The following is a 21,027-nucleotide window of genomic DNA, read 5'->3' as shown; positions in this document are numbered from 1 at the left end:
TTGGGGGGAGTGGGTCGGGGGCGGTGGGGGTCGCCCCCGACCCGTCCGGCCTGCCGTCAGGCGCCCGGGACGCGGTCCAGGAAGCCGTACACCGAGCCGATCCGCCCGTCCGGCGAGGCCACCAGGACGTCGAAGCCGATCACCACCGGCTCGGCGCCGGCCGGCCCGAGGTTCCAGGTGAACCGGGCGATGTCGTGGTGCGCGTCCACCGGGCCGAGGGTGAACTCCAGCCCGGGGAACTGGGCCTGGGCCGCGCCGATCAGCGCGTCGATCGCGTCCCGGCCGGCGACGGCGGCCAGCGGGTCGGTGTACCGGCCGTCCACGGCCCACACCTCGTCGATCAGCTTGCGGCGGGCGCCCGGGTCGGTCTCGTTCCAGACCGCGAGGTAGCGCTCGGCGAGCTGCTGGAGGGCGGTGGTGGTGATCTCGGTCATGGTCTTCTCCCGTGTCCCGGTGGGTGGTTGAGCGGCTCGTTCCCGCTGCTCACCAAGGTAGGGACGGGCCGGCGCGGGCGAATCAGTCACGTATCGGCATGGGGGTACGTAGCGTCCGGCGGGGGGTACGTAGGTGTGCTCGGCGGGCCCGCCCGCACCTGCGGCCGGGAGGGCCTCGGTAGGGTCGGGGGCATGCTGTACGGGAGGGAACACGAACAGTCCGTCGTGGCGGGACTGTTGGACGCGGCACGCGAAGGCCGCAGCGGGGTGCTGCTGCTCCGGGGCGAGCCCGGGATCGGCAAGACCGCGCTGCTGGACCACGCCGTCGGGCGGGCGGGCGAGGCGTTCCGGGTGATCCGGGCGGCGGGCGTCGAGTACGAGGCGGAACTGCCCTTCGCCGGGCTGAGCCTGCTGCTCGCGCCCGGCCTCGACCGGCTGCACGCCCTGCCCGGGCCGCAACGGCGCGCCCTGGAGGCGGCGTTTGGACTCTCCGAGGAAAGCGCCCCGGTCGACCGGCTGCTGGTCGGGCTCGCCACCCTCGGACTGCTCGCCGAACTCGCCACCGAACAGCCCCTGTTGTGCGTCCTCGACGACGCACAGTGGCTGGACGACGCCTCCCTCGACGCCTTGCTGCTGGCCGCCCGCCGGCTCCAGGCCGAAGGAGTCGCCCTGCTGTTCGCCGCCCGCACCGGCGGCGGCGCACCGGAACTCCCGACCACGGGCTTCCCCGAGCTCCGGCTGACCGGCCTGCCCGAGCCCGACGCCGCCCGGCTCCTGGACCACCGGGCCGGCCCCGGCCTGCCCGCCGCCGTCCGCGAGCGGCTGCTCGTCGAGGCGGCCGGCAACCCGCTCGCCCTCACCGAACTCCCCATCGCCGCCGGGACGCAGGCGAACACCCACGGCTCGCCGCCGCCCGCGCCCGGTGGCCTGCCGCTCACCAGCCGGCTGCTGATCGCCTTCCACGGCCAGGTCACCGGCCTGCCCCCGGCCACCCAGACCCTCCTGCTGGTCGCCGCCGCCGAGGAGACCGGCGAACTCGACGTCGTCCTGCCCGCCGCGGCCGCCCTCGGCGTCCCCGCCGAACACCTCGGCCCCGCCGAGGAATCGGGCCTGGCGAGCGTCACCCCCGACCGCCGGATCGCCTTCCGCCACCCGCTCCTGCGGGCTGCCATCCTGCAACGCGCCCCGCACCACCAGCGGCTGGCGATTCACCAGGCCATCGCCGGAGCACTGCCGGACGGCGACCGCCGCACCTGGCACCAGGCCCACGCCGCCACCGCCCCCGACGCCGCCCTCGCCGACGCGCTGGAACGCACCGCCGTCCGCGCCGAGGCCCGCGGCGCCCACGGCGGCGCCGCCGCCGCGTACGAGCGGGCCGCCCGGCTCACCCCGGACCGCGACGCCGCCACCCGCCGCCTCGTCCTGGCCGCCGAAGCCGCCACCGAAGAAGGGAAGTTGGTGCGGGCCGAGACGCTCGCCGACGAGGCCGGGGCCCGCACCGACAACCCCCTGGCACACGCACTGCTCGACCAGGTCCGGGCCACCGCGCACTTCTGGCGCGGCTCCTACCCGACCGCCTACCGGCTGCTGCTCGACGCCGCCGGCACCGCCATCGAGGCGCCACACGCCGCCCGGATGCTGTTCCAGGCCTTCCACACCGCCTGGTACGCGGGCGAGGAACCGGTGATCGCCGTCCTCGACCGGCTGGCCGCGCTACCGCTCGCCGACGACGACCCGCTCGCCCCGCTCGCCCGCCACCTGCCCGCCGCCGTACTCCCCGCCCTCGGCCGGCCCGCACCACAGCCGCCCGCCGCCCGCGACACCGCCGCGGCAGCCCGCAAGGCCGGCGCCGAAACCCCCGTCGACCTCGTCCAACTCTGCGGCGCCACCCTCATCCTCGGCCGCGACGACGAGACCGCCGAACTCGGCGGCGAACTCGTCACCGAAGCCCGCGCCAAGGGCACCATCGGTGTGATGCCCACCCTCCAGTTCTTCCTCGCCGAGGCCGAACTCTTCCACGGCCGCCACCGCGACGCCGAAGTCACCGCCACCGAAGCCCTCGCCCTCGCCCGCGACACCGGCCAGCACCAGTGGACCAGCCAACTCACCGCGCTCCTCGCCTACCTGGCCGCCCTCGACGGTGACACCGACCGCTGCACCCGGCTCACCGCCGAATCCCTCGCCACCACCGGCCCGCAGACCGCCGCCCCCGCGGCCGGCCGCCCCTGGGCCCACTGGGCACTCGCCCTGCTCGACCTCGGCCACGGCCGCGCCGGCGACGCCGCCGACCGCCTGCACACCCTCACCACCGGCCCCCACCGGCACCACGTCAGCGCCACCCGGGCCGTCCCCGACCTGGTCGAAGCCGCCGTCCGGTTCGGCACCCCCGAGCGCTCCGCCGAACCCTACGAACGCTTCGCCCGCTGGAGCGCCGCCGCCGACCGCCCCTGGACCGAAGCGCTCCGACTCCGCTGCCAGGCCCTGCTCGGCCCCGACGAACTCGCCGAATCCGCCTACCGCGCCGCCCTCGACCTCCACGAAGGCACCCACCGCCCCTTCGAGCAGGCCCGCACCGCCCTCCTCTACGGCGAATGGCTGCGCCGCTCCCGCCGCCGCACCGACGCCCGCCCCCACCTGCGCGCCGCCCTCGAAACCTTCGAACGCCTCGCCGCCCACCCCTGGGCCGCCCGCGCCCGCACCGAACTCACCGCCACCGGCACCCCGGCCCCCACCACCAGCCCCACCGGCACCCCCGACTCCCCCCTCACCCCCCAGGAACTCCAGATCGCCCGCCTGGCCGCCCAAGGCCTCACCAACCGCGAGATCGCCGCCCAACTCTTCCTCAGCCCCCGCACCGTCGCCCACCACCTCTACAAGGCCTACCCCAAACTCCACATCACCTCCCGCACCGACCTCCCCACCACCCTCTGACACCCCACCCACACCAAAGGGCCCTCCCGAACACCTCCGGCAGGGCCCTGCTCTCCACTCGCCGACGCCGCACCCACCTCCGTCACCGCCCCCCGATCCCAGGGAACTCCGCGAGGGCTGCGGCACAGGAGGGTGCTCCACACTGAGGCTCGGTCACTCAGTCGGTCACGCACAACGTTGGTCACGCACAACGCCAGAGGGCCCACCGGATTTCTCCGATGGGCCCTCTGTACTGGGTCGGGGTGGCGGGATTTGAACCCACGGCCTCTTCGTCCCGAACGAAGCGCGCTACCAAGCTGCGCCACACCCCGGTCCTGCGGTTTGTTGCTCCGTCTCCTTCGCAACGAGTAGAACTCTACCGGACGCTCGCCGAGACACGAAATCCGGTTCTTGGCGGGCGTCCGGTGCAGGTCAGCGGGGGGCCGGGGTGAGGGTGAGGAGGGTTGCCTCGGGGGGGCAGGCGAAGCGGACGGGGGTGTAGCGGTTGGTGCCGCAGCCGGCGGAGACGTGGAGGTAGGAGCGGCGGCCGCCGGCCTGGTGGGTGGAGAGGCCCTTGACCCGTCGGGCGTCGAGGTCGCAGTTGGTGACCAGGGCGCCGTAGAAGGGGATGCAGAGCTGGCCGCCGTGGGTGTGGCCGGCCAGGATCAGCGGGTAGCGGTCGGCGGTGAAGGCGTCGAGGACGCGCAGGTAGGGGGCGTGGACGACGGCGAGGGAGAGGTCGGCGTCGGGGGAGGGGCCGCCGGCGACCTCGCTGTAGCGGTCGCGGCGGATGTGCGGGTCGTCGAGGCCGGTGAATTCGAGGTCGAGGCCGCCGATGGTGAGCCGGCCGCGGGTGTTGGTGAGGTCGAGCCAGCCGGCCGCGTCGAAGCCGTCGCGGAGCTTCTCCCACGGGTTGTGGACGGCGCCGGTGATGCCGCGGCGGCCGGTGCCGTCGGCGTTGTTGAGGCCGTGGGCGCCGCTGCGCATCGCCTGGAGGTAGCGGGCCGGGTTCTTGCGGGCCGGGCCGTAGTAGTCGTTGGAGCCGAAGACGTAGACGCCGGGGAAGTCCATGAGGGGCCCGAGCGCGTCCAGGGCGGCGGGGACCCCGAGGGGGTCGGAGAGGTTGTCGCCGGTGTTGACGACGAGGTCGGGGCGCAGGCCGGCGAGGCTCTGCAGCCAGCGCTGCTTCTTGCCCTGCCCGCTCACCATGTGGATGTCGGAGACCTGCAGTACCCGGATGGGCCGGGCGCCGTGGGGCAGGACGGGGACCTCGACCCGGCGGAGCCGGAAGGAACGGACCTCGTACCCGACGGAGTAGGCGAGGCAGGCGGCGCCGGCGGCGGCGAAGCCGAGGGGAACGGAGTACAGCGGTCGCATCGCTCCATGCTCTCAGACGGTGGATCAGCCGGTGAACGTCCGGTGGCCGTGCGCGGATACGGGGCCGCAGGCGGGTCCGCTACGTGCCAGCGGGCCCGTTGCCTGCCGCCGGGCCGGTTAATGGCAAGCGACCGAACGTCGCAGGTGGGAGACTCGGGGCCATGACGACGCTCAAGGCGAAGCTGCACGAGGACCTCACGGCCGCGATCAGGGACCGGGACGAGCTGCGCTCGTCCACCATCCGGCTCACGCTGGCCGCCGTCACCAGCGAGGAGGTGGCGGGTAAGGCGAAGCGCGAGCTGTCCGATGACGAGGTGCTGAAGGTGATCGGCCGCGAGGCGAAGAAGCGCCGGGAGGCGGCGGAGGCGTTCGACACCGCCGGCCGGGTGGAGCAGGCGGCCCGGGAGCGCGAGGAGGGCGAGGTGCTGGCGGGGTACCTGCCCAAGCAGCTCTCCGACGAGGAGCTGACCGCGATCGTGGCGGACGCCGTCGCCGAGAGCGGGGCGGCCGGTCCGCAGGCGATGGGCGCCGTGATGAAGCTGGTGAAGCCGAAGGTGGACGGCCTGGCGGAGGGCGGCCGGGTGGCCGCCGCGGTGAGGGCGGCGCTGACGGGCTGAGCCCCGCCGCCAGGCCCGAAGGGCGCCAGCCGGCCAGGGCCCGGATGGCACCGTCCGCCGAGCCCGAAGGGGCGCCCTCCGAGAGTGATCTCGGAGGGCGCCCCTTCGTCGTGTCGTGCCCGGGTCGGGGGCCGGTCAGCCGTTGTTGCCGCCGTGCTTGCCGCCGTTGCCGTTTCCACCGTTGCCGCCGTTGTTCCCGCCGATGACGCCCGGCGGGAAGGTGAACCCGCCGCCGATCATCCCGCCGGCGTTGTTGCTGCCGCCTCCAGGGTTGCCCCCGCCCGGGTTGCCGCCGCCGGGGTTCCCGCCCGGGTTGCCACCGGGGTTGCCGCCCGGGTTCCCGCCCTGGGGCGGCGGGTTGCCGCCGGGCTGCTGCTGGGCGGGGTCGGCCGGCGGCGTGGCCCCGCCGGTCTGGTTGGCGTTGGGGTCGGTCTTGGGCGCCGGGTCCGGGATGTTGATGGTCTGGATCTGCTCCGGGGACGAGCCCTTGAGGGCCTGGTTCATCGCGAGCTGCCAGATCGGACCGGGGCCGTCGGCGCCGAACACCTCGTCGAAGTGCTTGCCGCCGATGTTGATGTTCTTCATCTTGACGCCGCCGGCCGGGCCGCCGAGCCAGACGGAGGTGGCCAGCGACGGGGTGTAGCCGCTGAACCAGGCGGCCTTCTTCTCGTCGGTGGTACCGGTCTTGCCGGCGATCTGCCGGCCGTCGTCGAGCTTGAGCGCGGCCGCGGTGCCCTTCTCGGTCACGTTGAGCAGGACGGTGTTGAGGGCGTCCGCGGTCTGCTCGGAGAAGGCCTGGCTGCAGGTGGTCTGCGGGACCTTGACGTCCTTGCCGTCGACCGTGCTGATCTTGTTGATCGCGATCGGGGTGCAGTACTTGCCGCGGGCCGCGAAGGTCGCGTAGACGTTCGACATGGTCAGCGGGCTGAGCTCCAGGGTGCCGAGGACCATCGAGGGGACCTCCTGGAAGGCGTCGCCCTTGGCGGACTGGGTGATGCCCAGCTTGTTGGCCATCTGCTTCATCGCGCAGAGGCCGACCTGCTGTTCCATCTGCACGAAGTAGGTGTTGACCGAGAGGGCCATGGCCTGCTTGAGCTCGTACGGGCCGATCTCGCCGGCCGACTCGTTCTTCACCGTGGCCTTGGGCTTGTCGGTGTTCCTCCAGGTGCCCGTGCAGGTGGTCATCTGCGGGTAGTCGATCTTGTTCTCGGAGGGGAACGGCTGGGTGGGCGACAGGCCCGACTCCAGGGCCGCCGCAGCGAGGATCGGCTTGAACGTCGAGCCGGTCTGGAAGCCGTTGCCGCCGCCCATCGCGGAGTCGACGTTGAGGTTGACGACGGTCTGGTTCTTGTTCGGGTCCAGGCCGTACGGGCGGGTCTGGGCCATGGCCAGGATCTTGCCGGTGCCGGGCTCCATCATGGTCGCGGCGGCCGAGACCGTGTCCGTCACGTTGACCTTCTTGGTGACGGCGTTCTGGGCGGCGGCCTGCTTGTCCGGGTCCAGCGTGGTGTAGATGTTGAGGCCGCCGGTGTCCCACAGCTTCTTGCGGTCGGCGGCGCTCTTGCCGAACGCCGGGTCCTGCTTGACCACGTGGCGCACGTAGTCGCAGAAGAAGCCCATGCCGGCCTGGGCGGTGATGCAGCCGTTCTGCGGGTCCTTGAACTTCAGGCCCAGCGGGGCGGCCTTGGCCTCCTTGGCCTGGTCCGCGGTGATGTGCTTGTTCTCGAGCATCTTGTCGATCACGACGTTGCGGCGCTTGACCGTGTTGTCGGGATAGCGCACCGGGTCGTAGGACGACGGGTTCTGCACCATGCCGGCCAGGGTGGCGGCCTCGGCGACGGTCAGGTCCTTGTTGCTCTTGCTGAAGTAGCGCTGGGAGGCGGCTTCGATGCCGTAGGCCTGGTGGCCGTAGAAGGTGATGTTGAGGTAGTTGGTGAGGATCTGGTCCTTCGACAGGTCCTCTTCCAGCTTGATCGCGACCTTGAGCTCCTGGATCTTGCGACCCAGGGTCTTGCGCTGCGCCTCCAGCACCGCGGCCTGGTCGTCGCCGGCCTTCTCGACGTTGACGTTCTTCACGTACTGCTGGGTCAGCGTCGAGGCGCCCTGCGAGGTGGTGCCGCTCTCGGCGTTCTTGCCGATGGCGCGGAGCACGCCCTTGAGGTCGACGGCGCCGTGCTCGTAGAAGCGGGCGTCCTCGATGTCGACCTGGGCGTGCCGCATGAACGGTGACATCTGGTCGGCGGTGAGGACGGTGCGGTCGCGCTCGTACACCTTGGCGATCAGGCCGCCCTTGGCGTCGAAGATCTGCGTCGCCTGGGTGAGCGGCGGGGTCTTGAAGTCGTCGGAGATGTTGGAGAAGCTCTCCGCCGTGTCCTTGGCGGTCAGCCCGATGGCGCCGACGGCGGGCAGGGCGAGGCCTGCCAGCAGGACTCCGGAGAGCACGCTGACGCCCAGGAACTTCACTCCGTGTCCCGCGATGTCGAGCGGCGACTCGCGGCGCTTATCGCGCGGAGCTCCGGTGTTGCCTGGGGGCTGGGATGCCTGGGGGCGCTTCGGTGCCATGAGGAGAACCCTACGTCGCGGAATCCCGCCCACAGGGGCAGGTGTTCCCCTACGCTTGTCACAAGCTTGCGACAGCTTCGGTGCGTCAACACCATTCACTCTTGTGAGTGCAGAGACTTGCCCGAATTGCCCGATATTAGAGGGTTTTTGAGGCAGCTGTGGCCTGCTGTACCCGTGTGAACGGTAGCGCTCCGTGATGACACGCGTGGCGAGAGTTGCCGCGCCGCGATTGACAAGGCTTGCGACCTGCGATCACTCCAACGAGTGAGCTGACCGGTACCCATAGTCCAATCGGGTCATTCGAGATTGAGCCCGGAGGGGCTGTTGCTCGCTGTCGTTCTTCCGTAACGTCCTCAACTGGCAACGGTGAATATGCCGTTGCCGCCGTGGGGGAGCCTCGATACGGGAGAGGACGGCGCCGGGATGGGCTGGGTTGACGACTGGAGTGCGCAGGCCGCCTGCCGCACGAGTGATCCGGACGAGTTGTTCGTCCAGGGGGCGGCGCAGAATCGCGCCAAGGCGGTGTGCAGCGGTTGCCCCGTCCGCACGGAGTGCCTGGCGGACGCACTGGACAACCGGGTCGAGTTCGGGGTCTGGGGCGGGATGACGGAGCGCGAGCGCCGGGCGCTGCTGCGCCGCCGCCCGACGGTCATCTCGTGGCGGAGACTGCTGGAGACGGCCCGCACCGAGTACGAGGAGTCCCTCGCGACCGGCGTGATACTGACGGACTACGCCCAGGCGGGCTGAGCACACCGGCGCGGTGCGGACCCGCGCCGTGGCAGACCGGTGCCGGGGGGCCATCGGGCTGAGGACATCGGTGCCCAGCGCACCCGTGTCCGGCGCACCCGCGCCGAGGACGTTCGCGCCGAGGACGTTCGCGCCGAGGACGTTCGGGCTGAGGACATCCGTGCCGACGACGTTCGCGCCGGGCGCACCGGTGTTGGGCGCCCGGGCCGGGCCGGTGCCTACGCGGTGCCGCTGAGCCGGTCCCCGATGGCGCGCAGCCCGTCCAGGTCGTGCACGTCGCCCGGCAGCGCGGCGACCTCCACGATCGGCACGTCCGGGTACACGGAGACGAAGCGGTCGCGGGTTCGGCGCTCCCGCCCCATGATCTGCATCCGTTCGGCGTGCAGCCTCAGCAGCCCGGCCGCGAGCAGTTCGGCCTCGGGCGAGGCGTGCTCCGAGCCGTTCTCCTCCAGCGCCTCGGCGGCCGCCAGCGCCCGTTCCGCGGTGAGCTGCGGCGCGCCCGAGCCGTGCACCCGGTTGAGCACCAGACCGGCCAGCGGCATCCGGTCCGCGGCGAGCCGGTCGACGAAGTACGCCGCCTCGCGCAGCGCGTCCCGCTCCGGCGCGGCCACCACCAGGAACGCCGTGCCCGGCGCCTTGAGCAGCTGGTACGTGCGGTCGGCGCGCTCGCGGAAGCCGCCGAACATCGAGTCCATCGCGCTGACGAAGGTCTGCACGTCGGTGAGCAGCTGGGCGCCGAAGATCTTGCCCAGGGTGCCGGTGATCAGGCCCATGCCGGCGTTGAGGAACCTCATCGCACTGCGGCCGCCGACCTTGGCCGGGGCGGTCAGGATCCGGATCACCCGGCCGTCGAGGAAGGAGCCGAGCCGGTTGGGCGCGTCCAGGAAGTCCAGTGCGGAGCGGGACGGCGGGGTGTCGACGACGATCAGGTCCCATTCCTCGGCATCGCGCAGCTGCCCGAGCTTCTCCATCGCCATGTACTCCTGCGTGCCCGCGAAGCCGGCCGACAGGGACTGGTAGAACGGGTTCTCCATGATCGCCTTGGCCCGTTCGGGCTCGGCGTGGGCGAGCACGACCTCGTCGAAGGTCCGCTTCATGTCGAGCATCATGGCCTGCAGCTCGCCGTTGCCGGTGACCCCCTTGACGACCCGGGGGGTGTTGTCCAGCTCGGTCAGGCCCATCGACTGGGCGAGCCGGCGGGCCGGGTCGATGGTCAGAACGACGACCTTGCGGCCGCGTTCGGCGGCCCGCAGGCCGATCGCCGCGGCGGTGGTGGTCTTGCCGACGCCGCCGGAGCCGCAGCAGACGATGATCCTGGTCCTCGGGTCGTCGATCAGCCCGTCGACGGCGAGCCGGCTGCCGGCGGCCCGGACACCGCTGCCGCCGTCGCCGACCCCACCGCTGCTACCGCCGCCGTGGGCCCGGCCGGCCCCGCCGTTCCCGCTGGTTACGTTGGTTCCGTTGGTGGTCACGCCGCCCCCTGCCGCTTCAGTTGGCCCGCCAGCCGGTACAGCCCGCCGAGGTCCACGCCCTCGCCCAGCAGTGGCAGTTCGTACGTGGGGAGCCGCAGCTGCTGGAGGTCGGCGCGCTGCTCGCGCTCCAGCTCGACCCGCTCGGCGTGCTCCCTGGCCTGCTCCAGCAGCGGGTCGAGCAGCGGCTCCACCGCCGCCCGGACCGTCTCCGGCTTGCGCGAGCGCCCGCCGAGCCCGGCCTCGCCGAGGGCCAGGGCGACCTCCTCGCGGTGGTTCCCGTCCACCGCGGCCACCGCCGCGGCGTCCAGCACCGGCGGCCGGACCATGTTGACCATCACCCCGCCCACCGGGAGCCTGGCCTCGCGCAGCTCGGCGAAGCCGTCGACCGTCTCCTGCACCGGCATCTCCTCCAGCAGGGTGACCAGGTGCACCGCGGTCTCCGGCGACTTCAGCACCCGCATCACGGCCTGTGCCTGGGTGTGTATCGGCCCGATCCGGGCCAGCCCGGCGACCTCGGCGTTCACGTTCAGGAACCGGGTGAGCCGCCCGGTCGGCGGCGCGTCCATCACGACCGCGTCGTAGCGGCGGCGGCCGTCCGGGCCCTTGCGCCGGGCCGCCTCGCAGGCCTTGCCGGTGAGCAGGACGTCCCGGACGCCGGGCGCGATGGTGGTCGCGAAGTCGACGAAGCCGACCTTCTGCAGCGCCTTGCCGGCCCGGCCGAGCTTGTAGAACATCTCCAGGTACTCGAGCAGCGCCTGCTCGGGGTCGATGGCCAGCGCGAGCACCTCGCCGCCGCCTCCGCCGCCCCCGTCGTCGGGGGGCAGGCCCAGCTGGGCGCGGGAGACCGCGGCGATCCGGCGCTCCTCGTACGGGAGGGCGGCGATGCCGAACAGCTCGGCGATGCCCTGGCGCCCCTCGACCTCGATCAGCAGCACCCGGCCGCCGTCGGCGGCGAGCGCCAGCGCCAGCGCGGCGGCCAGCGTGGTCTTCCCGGTGCCGCCCTTGCCGCTGACCACGTGCAGCCGGACGCCCTCCCAGTCGGGGTCGCGCCGGGCCGCCTGGCCGGGGGTGCGTGCCACGCTCCGTCTCCGTCCGTCTCGTGGGCCGGGGCCGCTCCGTCGGCCGGCCCGAACTACCGGTGCCCTCTCGCGAGGGTAACCAGGGAGCGCGCCGGATGCCCGGAGCACCAGGGGGGCCGGGCCTGAATCATGCCCCCTTTGTGGGCCACCTCACACGCCGGTCCGTGGGCGGCGCCGATCGCCGTGGCCGCTCGTCTAGAGTCTGGCCATGACCAAGTGGGAATACATGACGGCGCCTCTGCTCGTACACGCCACCAAGCAGATCCTGGACAACTTCGGCGAGGACGGCTGGGAGCTCGTCCAGGTCGTGCCGGGCCCGAACCCGGAGCAGCTGGTGGCCTACTTCAAGCGGGAGAAGAACGCATGAGCAAGGTCGAGGCCAAGCTCGCCGACCTGGGTCTGACCCTGCCGCCGGTGGCCGCTCCGGTCGCCGCGTACGTGCCGGCCCTGCGCTCGGGCGAGTTCGTGTTCACCTCCGGCCAGCTGCCGGTCGTCGGCGGCAAGCTGCCGAGCACCGGCAAGGTCGGCGCGGAGGTCTCCCCGGAGGAGGCCAAGGAGCTCGCGCAGACCTGCGCGCTGAACGCGCTGGCCGCGATCAAGTCGGTGATCGGTGATCTGGACCAGATCGAGCGGGTCGTGAAGGTGGTCGGCTTCGTCGCCTCCGCCCCCGACTTCACCGGTCAGCCGGGCGTGATCAACGGTGCCAGCGAGCTGCTGGGCAAGGTGCTGGGCGAGGCCGGGGTGCACGCCCGCAGTGCGGTCGGCGTCGCGGTGCTGCCGCTGGACGCCCCGGTCGAGGTCGAGCTCCAGGTGCGCGTCAAGAACAGCTGAGCGTGATCGCGAAAGGCGGGGTTGGGCCTGTCCAACCCCGCCTTCGTACGCTTAGCATCCGGGCATGGACCATCGAGCGACGACGCTCCCGATGCCGCCCGGTTGGCCCGCCCGGATCCGGGCGGTCGACTCCGGCGTGCTGACCCCGCCGGTGCCCAGGCTGGCCGCGACGGTCGTGCTGCTGCGCGACGCGGCCGCCGGGCCGCAGGCGTACCTGCTGCGCCGGCGCACCTCGATGGCCTTCGCGGCCGGCATGTACGCCTACCCGGGCGGCGGGGTGGATCCGCGCGACGCCGAGGTGGAGACGGGCTGGGCCGGACCGGCGCCCGAGGAGTGGGCGCGACGGCTCGGGGTGGACGCCCGGACGGCACGGGCGGTGGTCTGCGCGGCCGTCCGCGAGACCTTCGAGGAAGCCGGCGTCCTGCTGGCCGGCCCGGACGCGGACAGCGTCGCCGCGCCGCGCGACTGGAGCGCCGAGCGGGCGGCGCTGGAGGCGCACGAGCTGTCCTTCGCCGAGTTCCTCCGCGACCACGCTCTGGTGCTGCGCAGCGACCTGCTGGGCGGCTGGGCCCGCTGGGTCACCCCGGAGTTCGAGGAGCGCCGCTACGACACGTGGTTCTTCGTCGCGGTGCTGCCGGCCGGGCAGAGCGCGGCCCTGGAGGTCGGCGAGGCCGACCGGGTGGCCTGGCTGACGCCCGCCGAGGCCGTTCTCGGCTACCGGGAGGGCCGGTTCGGGATGCTGCCGCCGACCGTGACGGTGCTGCGCGAGCTGGCGCCGGTGCGCACCGCCGCGGAGGCGCTGACCGCGGCCTCCGGGCGGTCGCTGGAGCCGGTGCTGGGCCGGGCCGAGGTCCGGGGCGACCGGATGACGGTCCGCTGGCCCGGGTACGACGAACTGACCATCGACGGGGACTTCCCCGAGGACGCCTGACCGACCGGCGCCGCCCTCGTCGGCACTGTCGCCCGACGACGCCGACGACGCCGACGACGCCGACGACGCCGCCGAACAGACTCGAAACAGAGAGGACCGACGCCCGATGACCCACAACGCCGTGGCTCGCCGGACGGCACCCGAGCTGCCCGCCCGCCGCCTGATCCCCCGTACCCCGGCCTGCGAGAGTCCGGTCCCGTTCGTCGAGGCCCAGCGGCCGCTCGTCCGGGTCCTGCCGCTCAGGGCCCTGCACCGGCCCGGCGGGGACAACCGGTGAGCGGGCTCCTGCCGGGCGACCCGGCCGCCACCATCGACGGCGAGGCCACGGCCCGGGCGCTGTGCGTGCTGGCGCCCAACCCGTCGCCGATGACGCTGGACGGCACCAACACCTGGCTGCTCTCCGAGCCCGGCTCGGACCTCGCCGTGGTGGTCGACCCCGGCCCGCTGCACGAGGGCCACCTGCGCCGGGTGGTCGACCTCGCGGAACAGCAGGGCAAACGCGTCGCGCTGACCCTGCTCACCCACGGCCACGCCGACCACTCCGAGGGCGCGGCCCGCTTCGCCGAACTCACCGGCACCGAGGTGCGCGCGCTGGACCCGGCGCACCGGCTGGGCTCCGAGGGCCTGGTCAACGGCCAGCGGCTGGACGTCGGCGGCCTCGACCTGCGGGTGGTCGCCACCCCCGGCCACACCTCGGACTCGCTGACCTTCCACCTGCCCGCCGACGCCGCGATCCTCACCGGCGACACCGTCCTCGGCCGTGGCACCACGATGGTCGCCCACCCCGACGGTCGGCTCGGCGACTACCTGGACTCGCTGCGCCACCTGCACACGATGGCCTCCGCGCACGGTGTGCGGACGGTGCTGCCCGGCCACGGTCCGGCGCTCGCGGACGCGCTCGGCGCCGTCGACTACTACCTCGCCCACCGGGCCAACCGGCTCGCCCAGGTGGAGACCGCGGTCGAGGCCGGCTGCCGGACCGCGGACGAGGTGGTGGCCCGGGTCTACGCCGACGTCGACCGGGCGCTCTGGCCGGCCGCCGAGCTCTCGGTCCGGGCGCAGCTGGAGTACCTGGAGGAGCACGGGCTGATCCCGGGCCTCGACTGATCCCGTCGCGCGCGGGGCGGGCAACGGAACGCCGAAGGGGAACGCCGAAGGGCCCGTCCGAGCGGACGGGCCCTTCGGCGTTTACGGCGTGAAGGCGTGAAGACGTGCGCGCCGAGGTCAGCGCGAGCGGCGCGACAGCCGCTCGACGTCCATCAGCACCACCGCGCGCGCCTCCAGCTTCAGCCAGCCGCGGCCGGCGAAGTCGGCGAGCGCCTTGTTGACCGTCTCGCGGGAGGCGCCGACCAGCTGGGCCAGCTCCTCCTGGGTGAGGTCGTGGGCGACGTGGATGCCCTCCTCGGACTGCACGCCGAACCGGCGGGAGAGGTCCAGCAGGGCCTTGGCGACGCGGCCGGGCACGTCGGAGAAGACCAGGTCGGACATCACGTCGTTGGTCCGGCGCAGGCGGCGGGCGATGGCCCGCAGCAGCGCGATGGAGACCTCGGGGCGGGCGTGCAGCCAGGGCTGCAGGTCGCCGTGGCCCAGGCCGAGCAGCTTGACCTCGGTCAGCGCGCTGGCGGTCGCGGTGCGCGGGCCCGGGTCGAACAGCGACAGCTCGCCGATCATCTCGCTGGGGCCGAGGACGGCGAGCATGTTCTCGCGGCCGTCCGGCGAGGCGCGGTGCAGCTTGACCTTGCCCTCGGCGACGACGTACAGCCGGTCGCCCGGGTCGCCCTCGTGGAACAGCGACTCACCACGGGCGAGGGTCACCTCGGTCATGGAAGCGCGCAGCTCGCCGGCCTGTTCGTCGTCGAGTGCCGCGAAGAGTGCGGCGCGCCGCAGAACGTCGTCCACGTGCTTCCTCCTTCTCGGCCGTTCGGCGGGTGGGCCGTCCGGCGCAAGTTCCGTACCGTGCTCTGCATCACCAAGCATGGCGCATGTCGCTCCGATCATATGAGGAGGGGGTGTGCCGAGGTGTGCGGTGCGGGGCCATTCGTACCGGCGGGTCACCGGGTGGGGCGTCGCGGGGGCGGCACCGGGTCGAACGCGTCATCGGACGGTTCGAACAGTGAATCGCCCACCGCCGTACGGGCGTAGAGGACGCTGTGACCGGCCCGGTGGGCGCTGGTCAGACCCGCCGCGCGCAGGGCGGTCAGGTGCTGCGATACGCCGGCGGCGGACAGACCGGTGCGGCGGGCCAGCTCGGTGGTCGAGGCCGGGGAGTCCAACTCGGCCAGCAGCCGGGCCCGGGACCGGCCCAGGACGGCGGCCAGCGCGTCCGGGCGCCCGTTCGGGCGCGGCTCCCACAGGGTGGCCGCGCCGCGCGCCGGGTAGCTCAGCTGCGGCGGGTCCGGCGGTAGCACCCGGGTCAGCACCCGCGGCCAGGCGAAGGCGGACGGCAGGAGCAGCAGCCCGGCCCCGGCGCTCAGCCGGGCGACCGCGCAGTGCCGCCGCTCCAGACGCAGCGCCGCGCCGTCCCAGCGGACCGTCTCGTGCAGGTCGTCCAGCATCCGCGCGGTGCCGTGCTCGGCGGCCTGCCGGGAGCGGTGGAACACGTCCGCCTCCAGCAGGGCGCGGATCCGGGCCCAGTACGGGGCGAGCGCGAGCTGCCAGTACGCCTCGATCTCGGCGGTGAGCCGGGGCAGCTGCGCCGCCGGGTCGCGGTACAGCGGCTCCAGGACGGGCGGCAGGCGGCCGCCGGCCTCGGCGGCGAGGATGTCCAGGTCGGCGCGGACCTGCCCGGCGCCGGTGGCGGCGATCGCGGCCAGTTCGTCGGCGAGGGCGGGGGAGAAGCCCGCCGGTGCGGGGTTGAGGAAGTCGGGCAGGTGGCCGACGGCCGGGACCATGACGGCCAGCCGGCCGCGGTCGAGTCCGGTGGCGGCCAGCCGGTCGCGCACCTGGTCGGCCCAGCGGCGGTGCAGCGCGGGGACGGGGGAGTGGGCGAGGGCGCGGAGGCTGGTCACCACCTCCTGCAGGGGGGAGAGGGCGAAACGGGTCAGCGCCAGGTCGTTCGCGGAGAAGTGCAGTGCCGTCCGCATGCCGGGCCCCTCCCAGAAGATTCGGGCCCAGCTTAATCAGTGGTGACCCGCCCGGGCCGGGCCGCACGATGCGGGGGAACCGAGGCAGCACCCGACGGCACGGAAGAACGGTGACCCCGCATGTCCATTCCCCCTCAGGCCCCCACCCCCACCCCCACGCCGCGCGAGCGGGCGCTGCGGCTGCGGGAGCTCGTCGTGGACGGCCCGCTCGTCCTGCCCAACGCCTGGGACGCGGGCAGCGCCGCCGTCATCGCCTCGGCCGGCGCCCCGGCGATCGCCACCACCAGCGGCGGCGTCTCTTGGTCGCTCGGCCACGGCGACGGCCACCGGCTGGACCGGGCGCAGGCCGTCGAGGCGGCCCGCCGGATCGTCGCGGCCGTGGACGTGCCGGTCACCGTCGACGCCGAGGGCGGCTACGGGCCGACGCCCGCCGACGTGGCCGCGACCGTGGCGGCACTGGTCGGGGCGGGTGCCGTCGGCGTCAACCTGGAGGACTCGACGGCCGTCGGCGGCCCGCTGTTCCCGGTGGCCGAGCAGGCCGACCGGCTGCGGGCGGCCCGGACGGCGGCGGCCGCGGCCGGGCTGCCCGAGCTGGTGGTCAACGCCCGCACCGACGTCCTCCTGTTCGGGCTGGGCGGCCTCGACGACGTGTTGGCCCGGGCCGAGGCCTACGCCGAGGCGGGCGCCGACGGCCTGTTCGTCCCCGGGCTGCTGGACCTCGACGCCCTCGCCGGGCTGTGCGAGCGCTCCCCGCTGCCGGTGAACGCCATGGCCGTCGCGGGCGGGCCGACCGTCGCCGAACTCGCCGCCACGGGGGTGCGGCGTGTCAGCGTCGGCACCGGGCTCGCCCAGCTCGCGTACACCGCGGCGCGCCGCGCGGCCGCCGAACTGCTCGGCGCCGGGACGCTGGCGGAGCTGGACGGCGCGCTCGGCTTCGGCGAGCTGAACGGGCTGTACCGGGGCTGACCACGGGCCCGCCGGGAGCACGGCCGCTCGGCCCCGTTCACCCGGCCCGTTCACCCGCCCCGTTCACCCGCCCTGTTCACCCGGGCCGTTCACCCGGGCCGGGCTCGCCGGGCAGGGGGTCAGCCGGTGAAGCCCAGTTCGCCGAGGGTCTTCTCGATCCGGGTGCGGTGCGCCGCCTCCCAGTCGTCCAGCGTCTCGGCGGCCTCCTTGGCCAGCTTGGCGCGGGCCGCCTCCAGGGCCTCGGCACGTCGGTCGGCGGGCACCACCACGACCCCCTCCTCGTCGGCCACCACGATGTCACCGGCCGCCACCAGCACGCCGCCGCAACGCACCCGGGCGCCGTGCGTGCCGAGCTCCCGCTTGGCCCCCGGGATCGGGATCACGCCGCGGGCGAAGACCGGGAAGCCCAGCTCCCGCACCTCGCCCAGATCCCGGATCAGGCCGTCGGCGACGAACGCCACGACGCCCCGGCGCTGCGCGACGGCGCACACGTTGCCGCCGGCCAGCGCGTAGTCCAGGTCTCCCGACTCGACGACGATCACGGTGCCCGGCTCGGCCCGGTGGATCGCCGCGTGCAGCATCAGGTTGTCGCCGGGCGGGCACTGCACGGTGAACGCCGGGCCGGCCACCCGCGGCGCCCCCGCCCACAGCGGACGGATGCCGATGTCCATGACCTGGGCGCGCCCGAGCACGTCGGCCAGGGTGGTGGTGGGGATGTCCTTGAAGTCCTGGTCCATGCTTCCTCGTTCTTCGGTGGGCAGGCGGCGGCCGGCCGCCGCCGGTCACGCTAACCCGCGACGGTTCGGGCGAGGAAGGCCCTTCGGCCGGAGAACTGCACCGGCTCGGGCGCGGTGGGCTGCGTCGCCGCGCACCCGCGCACCCGCGCACCCGGGCGGCCGTGCACCCGGGCGGCCGTGCCGGACGGCCGTGTCGGACGGGGGCTCAGACGCGGAAGGCCGCGACGTAGCGGCGGGGGTCGCGGCGGAGGTCGGTGTCCCAGCGGGCCGTGCACTGCTCCGCGAAGGTCTGCCCGGTGCGCAGCACCTCGTCGAGCGGGTCGAGGTAGTCCAGCACCTTCGGCTGTTCCAGGCCGGCGCGAACCCGGGCCCGCAGGCCTGCCCGGGCGAGCCGGACGAGTTCCGCCGCGAGTTCGCGGACCCGGTCGCCGCCGAGCAGGGTGTCCAGGCCGTCGGCGGGGAGCCGGGCCTTCGCCGCGCGGTGCTCCGCCACGCCGTGGTGGCGCAGCAGTTCCCAGGCCGCCGTCCGCGACGGGGGGTGGTAGGCGAGCCCCGTCCACAGTGCCGGTACGGCCGGGATGTGCGGGTACGGCGGGCCGTCCCCGGCCCGCAGTTCCAGGGTCCGGCGGACTCTGACGTCCGTCCAGATCTGCGACATGTGGGAGACCCAGTGGTCGAAGGTCGGCATGGTGCCGTCGTCGAAGCCCTGCCGCAGGATCTCGGCGAACGGCCGGTCGGGGGCGAGCCGGTACCGTCCGTCCGGGTCGCGGTAGTAGATCATCGGGATCCCCAGCGCCCAGTCGATGACGTCGTCGGCGGTCACGTCGGGCCGCAGCGCGGGCGGCAGGACGCCGCAGCGGCGCGGGTCCATCCGCAGCCAGTTCTGCGACCTGTGCGAGAGCAGCCCGTTCGATCGGCCGCCCTGGAGCGGCGAGTTGACGAGGAGTGCGGCGACCACCGGGGACGCGGCGGTCAGCATCCGCAGCTTCTGGGTGAAGTCCTCGTCGGACAGGTAGTCCAGGTGCACCTGGGTGGACAGCGACATCGACATGATCTTCGGGGCCCCGCTGCCGGCCTCGCCGATCCGGTCGAAGAAGTCGCGCATGACGGCACCGCGGAGCATCGGCACCCAGGAGACGGTGTCGAGCCGGTCGAAGGGGAGGTTGCCGCCGGGCAGGAGGGCCAGGCCGAAGCGCCCGACGAGTTCCGCGAGGCGCTCCATCGTGGCCCGCATGTCGTCCACGGCCGTGGCCAGGTCGGCGGCCGGGGCGGAGGAGTACTCGACCTGGCCGCCGTGTTCGAGCGTGATCTGGGCGGTGTCCGTCAGGTCCACGCCGGTCAGCCGACCGTTGTCGCGCCGGTCCGTGCCGCCCCATTCGGCGAGGACGGCCTCCAGGACGGCCCGGACGCCGTTCCTCCCCTCGTAGGGGGCGGCCAGCCCGGTCTCCGGGTCGACGATGCCGTTCTCGATCTCCAGCCCGATCCGCTCGGTCGCGGACGCCGCCGGGGCGAGCAGCGGTCCGAGGTCGTCGCGGCGCAGCGCCGCTCCCGTCGCCGGGCCGCCGCTCTGTTCGCCGGGTCGGCGCCGGGGCGCCGGTGCCGCGCTCACCCGGCCCGCAGCCGGGCGGTGTCGTCGGCGTGCTGCCCCCGGTCGATCACCTGGCCGACCACGGCCAGGGCCGACTGGGCGGCGCCCTGCATCCAGGCGTGCGCTCCGGACAGGTGCTCTCCGGCGAAGAAGATCCTCGGGTCGTCGGTCGGGTGCGGGGCGCCGAGCCCGGTCAGGTACCGGGTGTGCTCGCCGGGCGCGAGGTGGGCGAAGGCGCCGCCGCCCATGCCGACCTGGTCGTCCCAGTTCCAGTGCACGATGTCGTCCGCGTCGCGGAGGATGCCGGGGTGCAGCCGTTCCAGGCACTTCAGGACCAGCAGGTCGCGGTCGGCCGGCGGCAGGGTGGTGAAGCGGCGGGCGTTGGCCCCCCACAGGTAGGCGCCGACGAGCACCGCGGGCTCGTGGGAGCGCTGCGGGTCCCGGGCGGCCCAGCGCCTGCCGACGGTGCTCCCGTTGGTCCGGCCGTCGACGGGCCGGGCGTTGTCCGACGGGTACCAGCACTGCTGGATCGGCATGTCGGTGAAGCTGCCGCCGCCGAAGATCCGGTCGTCCAGTTCCCAGCCGCGCCGCTTGGTGTGCACGAGCGTCTTCGTGCTGCTGGCGTAGCTGATGCCGCGGATCGCGTGGCGCTGGTGGTGGGGCAGGCCGGGCCGGAAGCTGATCTGGTCGAGGGCGGGGACGGGGACGCAGCAGACGACGAAGTCGACGTCCTCGGTGATCGTGCCGCCGAGGCGCCGCCCGTGCACCCGGACGCCCCGGCGGGTCAGCGAGAGTTCGTCGATCTGGGTGGACAGCTGGAGGGTCCTCGGCCGCAGCCGGCGTACGAACGCGTGCACCAGGCGGTCGGTGCCGTCGACCAGTTCCACCTGGCCCGCGTGGAACAGGCCGAAGTAGTCGACGAGGACCTCCAGCAGGGAGGACTGCTCGTAGTGGACCAGGCCGCTGGCGTGGCCGAGGAGGTCCCAGGCGTCCTGTGACAGGTGCTCGTGGACGTACTGCCACAGCGACACCGAGACGAGCCGGTCGAGCGCCGGGTCGTCCCAGTGGCCGTCCAGCACCCGCCGGCGCTGGTCGGGGGTGAGCGTCTCCCAGGCGGCCGTCAGCAGCCGGTCCAGGATCCGCACCGGGTCCTGCTTCTCGGCGGCGCGCAGCGCGTACGCCGGGTGCAGCGCGTGCACCTCCTGGACGCGGGCACGACGGCCGCGCAGGTGGTAGTAGGCGTCCGGGTTGAAGTTGACGAACGGCCTGGTCCGCAGGCCGAACTGGGACACGTAGTGGAGGACGCAGTGGTGGTTCCCGGGGATGCGCATGGCGCCCAGGTCGGCGTGCGTGCCGTCCCAGAAGCGGTGCGTGCGCACCCGTCCGCCGGGTTGGTTCGACCGCTCGTACAGGACGATGCCGAAGCCCCGGCGCTGGAGCTCGTAGGCGGCGACGAGGCCCGCCACCCCGGCCCCGATCACCGCGACGCGTCCGGTGGCGCCGGTCACCGGGCGCAGCAGGCCGCTGGGAAAGGCGAAGCTCTCGTCGAACATGGGCACCTCGCGTCGTCGTAGCCCTCAGCCTGGGGCAGCCCGCCGTCGCGAGCCACCAGACCGCGCCCATCCGAAGGTCGGTCCGCGGCTCCCGCGGGCTCCGGTGATCCGCTGCCCGCCGTCGGCCGTTCGGCGTAGCC

At 73.7% G+C, this 21,027-nt stretch carries 19 protein-coding genes and 1 tRNA gene; 9 read left to right on the top strand and 11 right to left on the bottom strand.

The genetic code is table 11. The features are described from left to right. Window positions 1–56 precede the first annotated feature (56 nt). Complete coding sequence (locus AB0P03_RS04650) at window positions 57–434, bottom strand: nuclear transport factor 2 family protein (protein ID WP_363627818.1); 378 nt, start codon at window positions 432–434, stop codon at window positions 57–59. A 192-nt stretch (window positions 435–626) separates the two neighbouring features. Here AB0P03_RS04650 and AB0P03_RS04645 point away from each other — a divergent pair, with 192 nt between their 5' ends. Next, window positions 627–3,365 carry an AAA family ATPase gene (locus tag AB0P03_RS04645; protein WP_363627817.1) on the top strand — a complete coding sequence of 913 codons (2,739 nt, stop codon included), beginning with the start codon at window positions 627–629 and terminating at the stop codon, window positions 3,363–3,365. Between the two features lie 237 nt (window positions 3,366–3,602). Here AB0P03_RS04645 and AB0P03_RS04640 read toward each other — a convergent pair. After that, window positions 3,603–3,676 (bottom strand) — tRNA-Pro (locus AB0P03_RS04640). Window positions 3,677–3,776: 100 nt separating this feature from the next. Further along, a complete protein-coding gene (locus AB0P03_RS04635) occupies window positions 3,777–4,721 on the bottom strand; it encodes a metallophosphoesterase (RefSeq protein ID WP_363579697.1) in 945 nt (314 codons plus the stop codon). Window positions 4,722–4,882: 161 nt separating this feature from the next. On the opposite strand from AB0P03_RS04635, the gene AB0P03_RS04630 reads away from it, so the two are divergent. Continuing rightward, a complete protein-coding gene (locus AB0P03_RS04630; protein ID WP_363627816.1) occupies window positions 4,883–5,338 on the top strand; it encodes a GatB/YqeY domain-containing protein in 456 nt (151 codons plus the stop codon). 135 nt (window positions 5,339–5,473) lie between these two features. Here AB0P03_RS04630 and AB0P03_RS04625 read toward each other — a convergent pair whose 3' ends face one another. Beyond that, window positions 5,474–7,900: a transglycosylase domain-containing protein gene (locus AB0P03_RS04625; RefSeq protein WP_363579695.1), complete on the bottom strand. Its 2,427-nt coding sequence runs from the start codon at window positions 7,898–7,900 to the stop codon at window positions 5,474–5,476. Window positions 7,901–8,323: 423 nt separating this feature from the next. Between AB0P03_RS04625 and AB0P03_RS04620 the strand changes: the two genes are divergently transcribed. Then, entirely contained in the window at window positions 8,324–8,647 is a 324-nt protein-coding gene (locus tag AB0P03_RS04620) for a WhiB family transcriptional regulator (RefSeq protein WP_030240986.1), read from the top strand. A 218-nt stretch (window positions 8,648–8,865) separates the two neighbouring features. On the opposite strand, the gene AB0P03_RS04615 is transcribed toward AB0P03_RS04620, so the two are convergent. Together AB0P03_RS04615 and AB0P03_RS04610 are read right to left on the bottom strand one after the other, a co-directional pair. After that, a complete protein-coding gene (locus tag AB0P03_RS04615; protein WP_363579928.1) occupies window positions 8,866–9,984 on the bottom strand; it encodes an ArsA family ATPase in 1,119 nt (372 codons plus the stop codon). 131 nt (window positions 9,985–10,115) lie between these two features. Next, window positions 10,116–11,198, bottom strand: a complete 1,083-nt coding sequence (locus AB0P03_RS04610; protein WP_363627815.1) for an ArsA-related P-loop ATPase — start codon at window positions 11,196–11,198, stop codon at window positions 10,116–10,118. Window positions 11,199–11,406: 208 nt separating this feature from the next. Between AB0P03_RS04610 and AB0P03_RS04605 the strand changes: the two genes are divergently transcribed. The 5 genes from AB0P03_RS04605 to AB0P03_RS04585 all read left to right on the top strand — a co-directional run bounded on the left by AB0P03_RS04605 (window position 11,407) and on the right by AB0P03_RS04585 (window position 14,067). Then, entirely contained in the window at window positions 11,407–11,565 is a 159-nt protein-coding gene (locus tag AB0P03_RS04605; RefSeq protein ID WP_094743074.1) for a DUF4177 domain-containing protein, read from the top strand. Next, window positions 11,562–12,029, top strand: a complete 468-nt coding sequence (locus AB0P03_RS04600; protein WP_063348662.1) for a RidA family protein — start codon at window positions 11,562–11,564, stop codon at window positions 12,027–12,029. Before AB0P03_RS04605 ends, AB0P03_RS04600 begins: the two co-directional genes overlap by 4 nt. A gap of 64 nt (window positions 12,030–12,093) precedes the next feature. Beyond that, window positions 12,094–12,960: an NUDIX hydrolase gene (locus AB0P03_RS04595; RefSeq protein ID WP_363579693.1), complete on the top strand. Its 867-nt coding sequence runs from the start codon at window positions 12,094–12,096 to the stop codon at window positions 12,958–12,960. A 106-nt stretch (window positions 12,961–13,066) separates the two neighbouring features. Continuing rightward, complete coding sequence (locus tag AB0P03_RS04590; protein WP_363579692.1) at window positions 13,067–13,237, top strand: hypothetical protein; 171 nt, start codon at window positions 13,067–13,069, stop codon at window positions 13,235–13,237. Further along, window positions 13,234–14,067, top strand: coding sequence for an MBL fold metallo-hydrolase (locus AB0P03_RS04585; protein ID WP_363579691.1), 834 nt, complete (start codon window positions 13,234–13,236; stop codon window positions 14,065–14,067). The genes AB0P03_RS04590 and AB0P03_RS04585 overlap by 4 nt, the downstream gene beginning before the upstream one ends. 117 nt (window positions 14,068–14,184) lie before the next feature. Here AB0P03_RS04585 and AB0P03_RS04580 read toward each other — a convergent pair whose 3' ends face one another. Both AB0P03_RS04580 and AB0P03_RS04575 read right to left on the bottom strand, forming a co-directional pair. Further along, window positions 14,185–14,859, bottom strand: a complete 675-nt coding sequence (locus AB0P03_RS04580) for a Crp/Fnr family transcriptional regulator (RefSeq protein WP_030240972.1) — start codon at window positions 14,857–14,859, stop codon at window positions 14,185–14,187. A 152-nt stretch (window positions 14,860–15,011) separates the two neighbouring features. Continuing rightward, window positions 15,012–16,043 (bottom strand): winged helix-turn-helix domain-containing protein, encoded by a 1,032-nt coding sequence (locus AB0P03_RS04575; RefSeq protein WP_363579690.1) that lies wholly within the window; start codon window positions 16,041–16,043, stop codon window positions 15,012–15,014. Window positions 16,044–16,163: 120 nt separating this feature from the next. Here AB0P03_RS04575 and AB0P03_RS04570 point away from each other — a divergent pair, with 120 nt between their 5' ends. Beyond that, complete coding sequence (locus AB0P03_RS04570) at window positions 16,164–17,009, top strand: isocitrate lyase/phosphoenolpyruvate mutase family protein (RefSeq protein WP_363579689.1); 846 nt, start codon at window positions 16,164–16,166, stop codon at window positions 17,007–17,009. A 119-nt stretch (window positions 17,010–17,128) separates the two neighbouring features. Here the strand turns inward: AB0P03_RS04570 and AB0P03_RS04565 are convergent, their stop codons facing one another. The 3 genes from AB0P03_RS04565 to AB0P03_RS04555 form a co-directional block, all read right to left on the bottom strand. Beyond that, window positions 17,129–17,746 carry an RraA family protein gene (locus tag AB0P03_RS04565; protein ID WP_363579688.1) on the bottom strand — a complete coding sequence of 206 codons (618 nt, stop codon included), beginning with the start codon at window positions 17,744–17,746 and terminating at the stop codon, window positions 17,129–17,131. Between the two features lie 205 nt (window positions 17,747–17,951). Next, complete coding sequence (locus AB0P03_RS04560; protein ID WP_363627814.1) at window positions 17,952–19,355, bottom strand: glutamate-cysteine ligase family protein; 1,404 nt, start codon at window positions 19,353–19,355, stop codon at window positions 17,952–17,954. Continuing rightward, window positions 19,352–20,887 carry an FAD-dependent oxidoreductase gene (locus AB0P03_RS04555; RefSeq protein WP_363579686.1) on the bottom strand — a complete coding sequence of 512 codons (1,536 nt, stop codon included), beginning with the start codon at window positions 20,885–20,887 and terminating at the stop codon, window positions 19,352–19,354. Before AB0P03_RS04555 ends, AB0P03_RS04560 begins: the two co-directional genes overlap by 4 nt. Window positions 20,888–21,027: the final 140 nt, after the last annotated feature.

Origin of the sequence: Kitasatospora sp. NPDC088779, from assembly GCF_040685395.1 — a bacterium.
Lineage (GTDB): Bacteria > Actinomycetota > Actinomycetes > Streptomycetales > Streptomycetaceae > Kitasatospora.
The sequence above is the reverse complement of the archived record's forward strand: the minus strand, read 5'-3'. Positions and strand labels throughout refer to the sequence as shown.

What these genes read in the sequence shown, in the direction of transcription:
- AB0P03_RS04650 (WP_363627818.1), bottom strand. Translation starts at nt 434, where the DNA reads ATGACCGAGATCACCACCACCGCCCTCCAGCAGCTCGCCGAGCGCTAC.
- AB0P03_RS04605 (WP_094743074.1), top strand. Translation starts at nt 11,407, where the DNA reads ATGACCAAGTGGGAATACATGACGGCGCCTCTGCTCGTACACGCCACC.
- AB0P03_RS04555 (WP_363579686.1), bottom strand. Translation starts at nt 20,887, where the DNA reads ATGTTCGACGAGAGCTTCGCCTTTCCCAGCGGCCTGCTGCGCCCGGTG.
- AB0P03_RS04620 (WP_030240986.1), top strand. Translation starts at nt 8,324, where the DNA reads ATGGGCTGGGTTGACGACTGGAGTGCGCAGGCCGCCTGCCGCACGAGT.
- AB0P03_RS04630 (WP_363627816.1), top strand. Translation starts at nt 4,883, where the DNA reads ATGACGACGCTCAAGGCGAAGCTGCACGAGGACCTCACGGCCGCGATC.
- AB0P03_RS04570 (WP_363579689.1), top strand. Translation starts at nt 16,164, where the DNA reads ATGTCCATTCCCCCTCAGGCCCCCACCCCCACCCCCACGCCGCGCGAG.
- AB0P03_RS04590 (WP_363579692.1), top strand. Translation starts at nt 13,067, where the DNA reads ATGACCCACAACGCCGTGGCTCGCCGGACGGCACCCGAGCTGCCCGCC.
- AB0P03_RS04635 (WP_363579697.1), bottom strand. Translation starts at nt 4,721, where the DNA reads ATGCGACCGCTGTACTCCGTTCCCCTCGGCTTCGCCGCCGCCGGCGCC.
- AB0P03_RS04625 (WP_363579695.1), bottom strand. Translation starts at nt 7,900, where the DNA reads ATGGCACCGAAGCGCCCCCAGGCATCCCAGCCCCCAGGCAACACCGGA.
- AB0P03_RS04595 (WP_363579693.1), top strand. Translation starts at nt 12,094, where the DNA reads ATGGACCATCGAGCGACGACGCTCCCGATGCCGCCCGGTTGGCCCGCC.
- AB0P03_RS04575 (WP_363579690.1), bottom strand. Translation starts at nt 16,043, where the DNA reads ATGCGGACGGCACTGCACTTCTCCGCGAACGACCTGGCGCTGACCCGT.
- AB0P03_RS04645 (WP_363627817.1), top strand. Translation starts at nt 627, where the DNA reads ATGCTGTACGGGAGGGAACACGAACAGTCCGTCGTGGCGGGACTGTTG.
- AB0P03_RS04565 (WP_363579688.1), bottom strand. Translation starts at nt 17,746, where the DNA reads ATGGACCAGGACTTCAAGGACATCCCCACCACCACCCTGGCCGACGTG.
- AB0P03_RS04600 (WP_063348662.1), top strand. Translation starts at nt 11,562, where the DNA reads ATGAGCAAGGTCGAGGCCAAGCTCGCCGACCTGGGTCTGACCCTGCCG.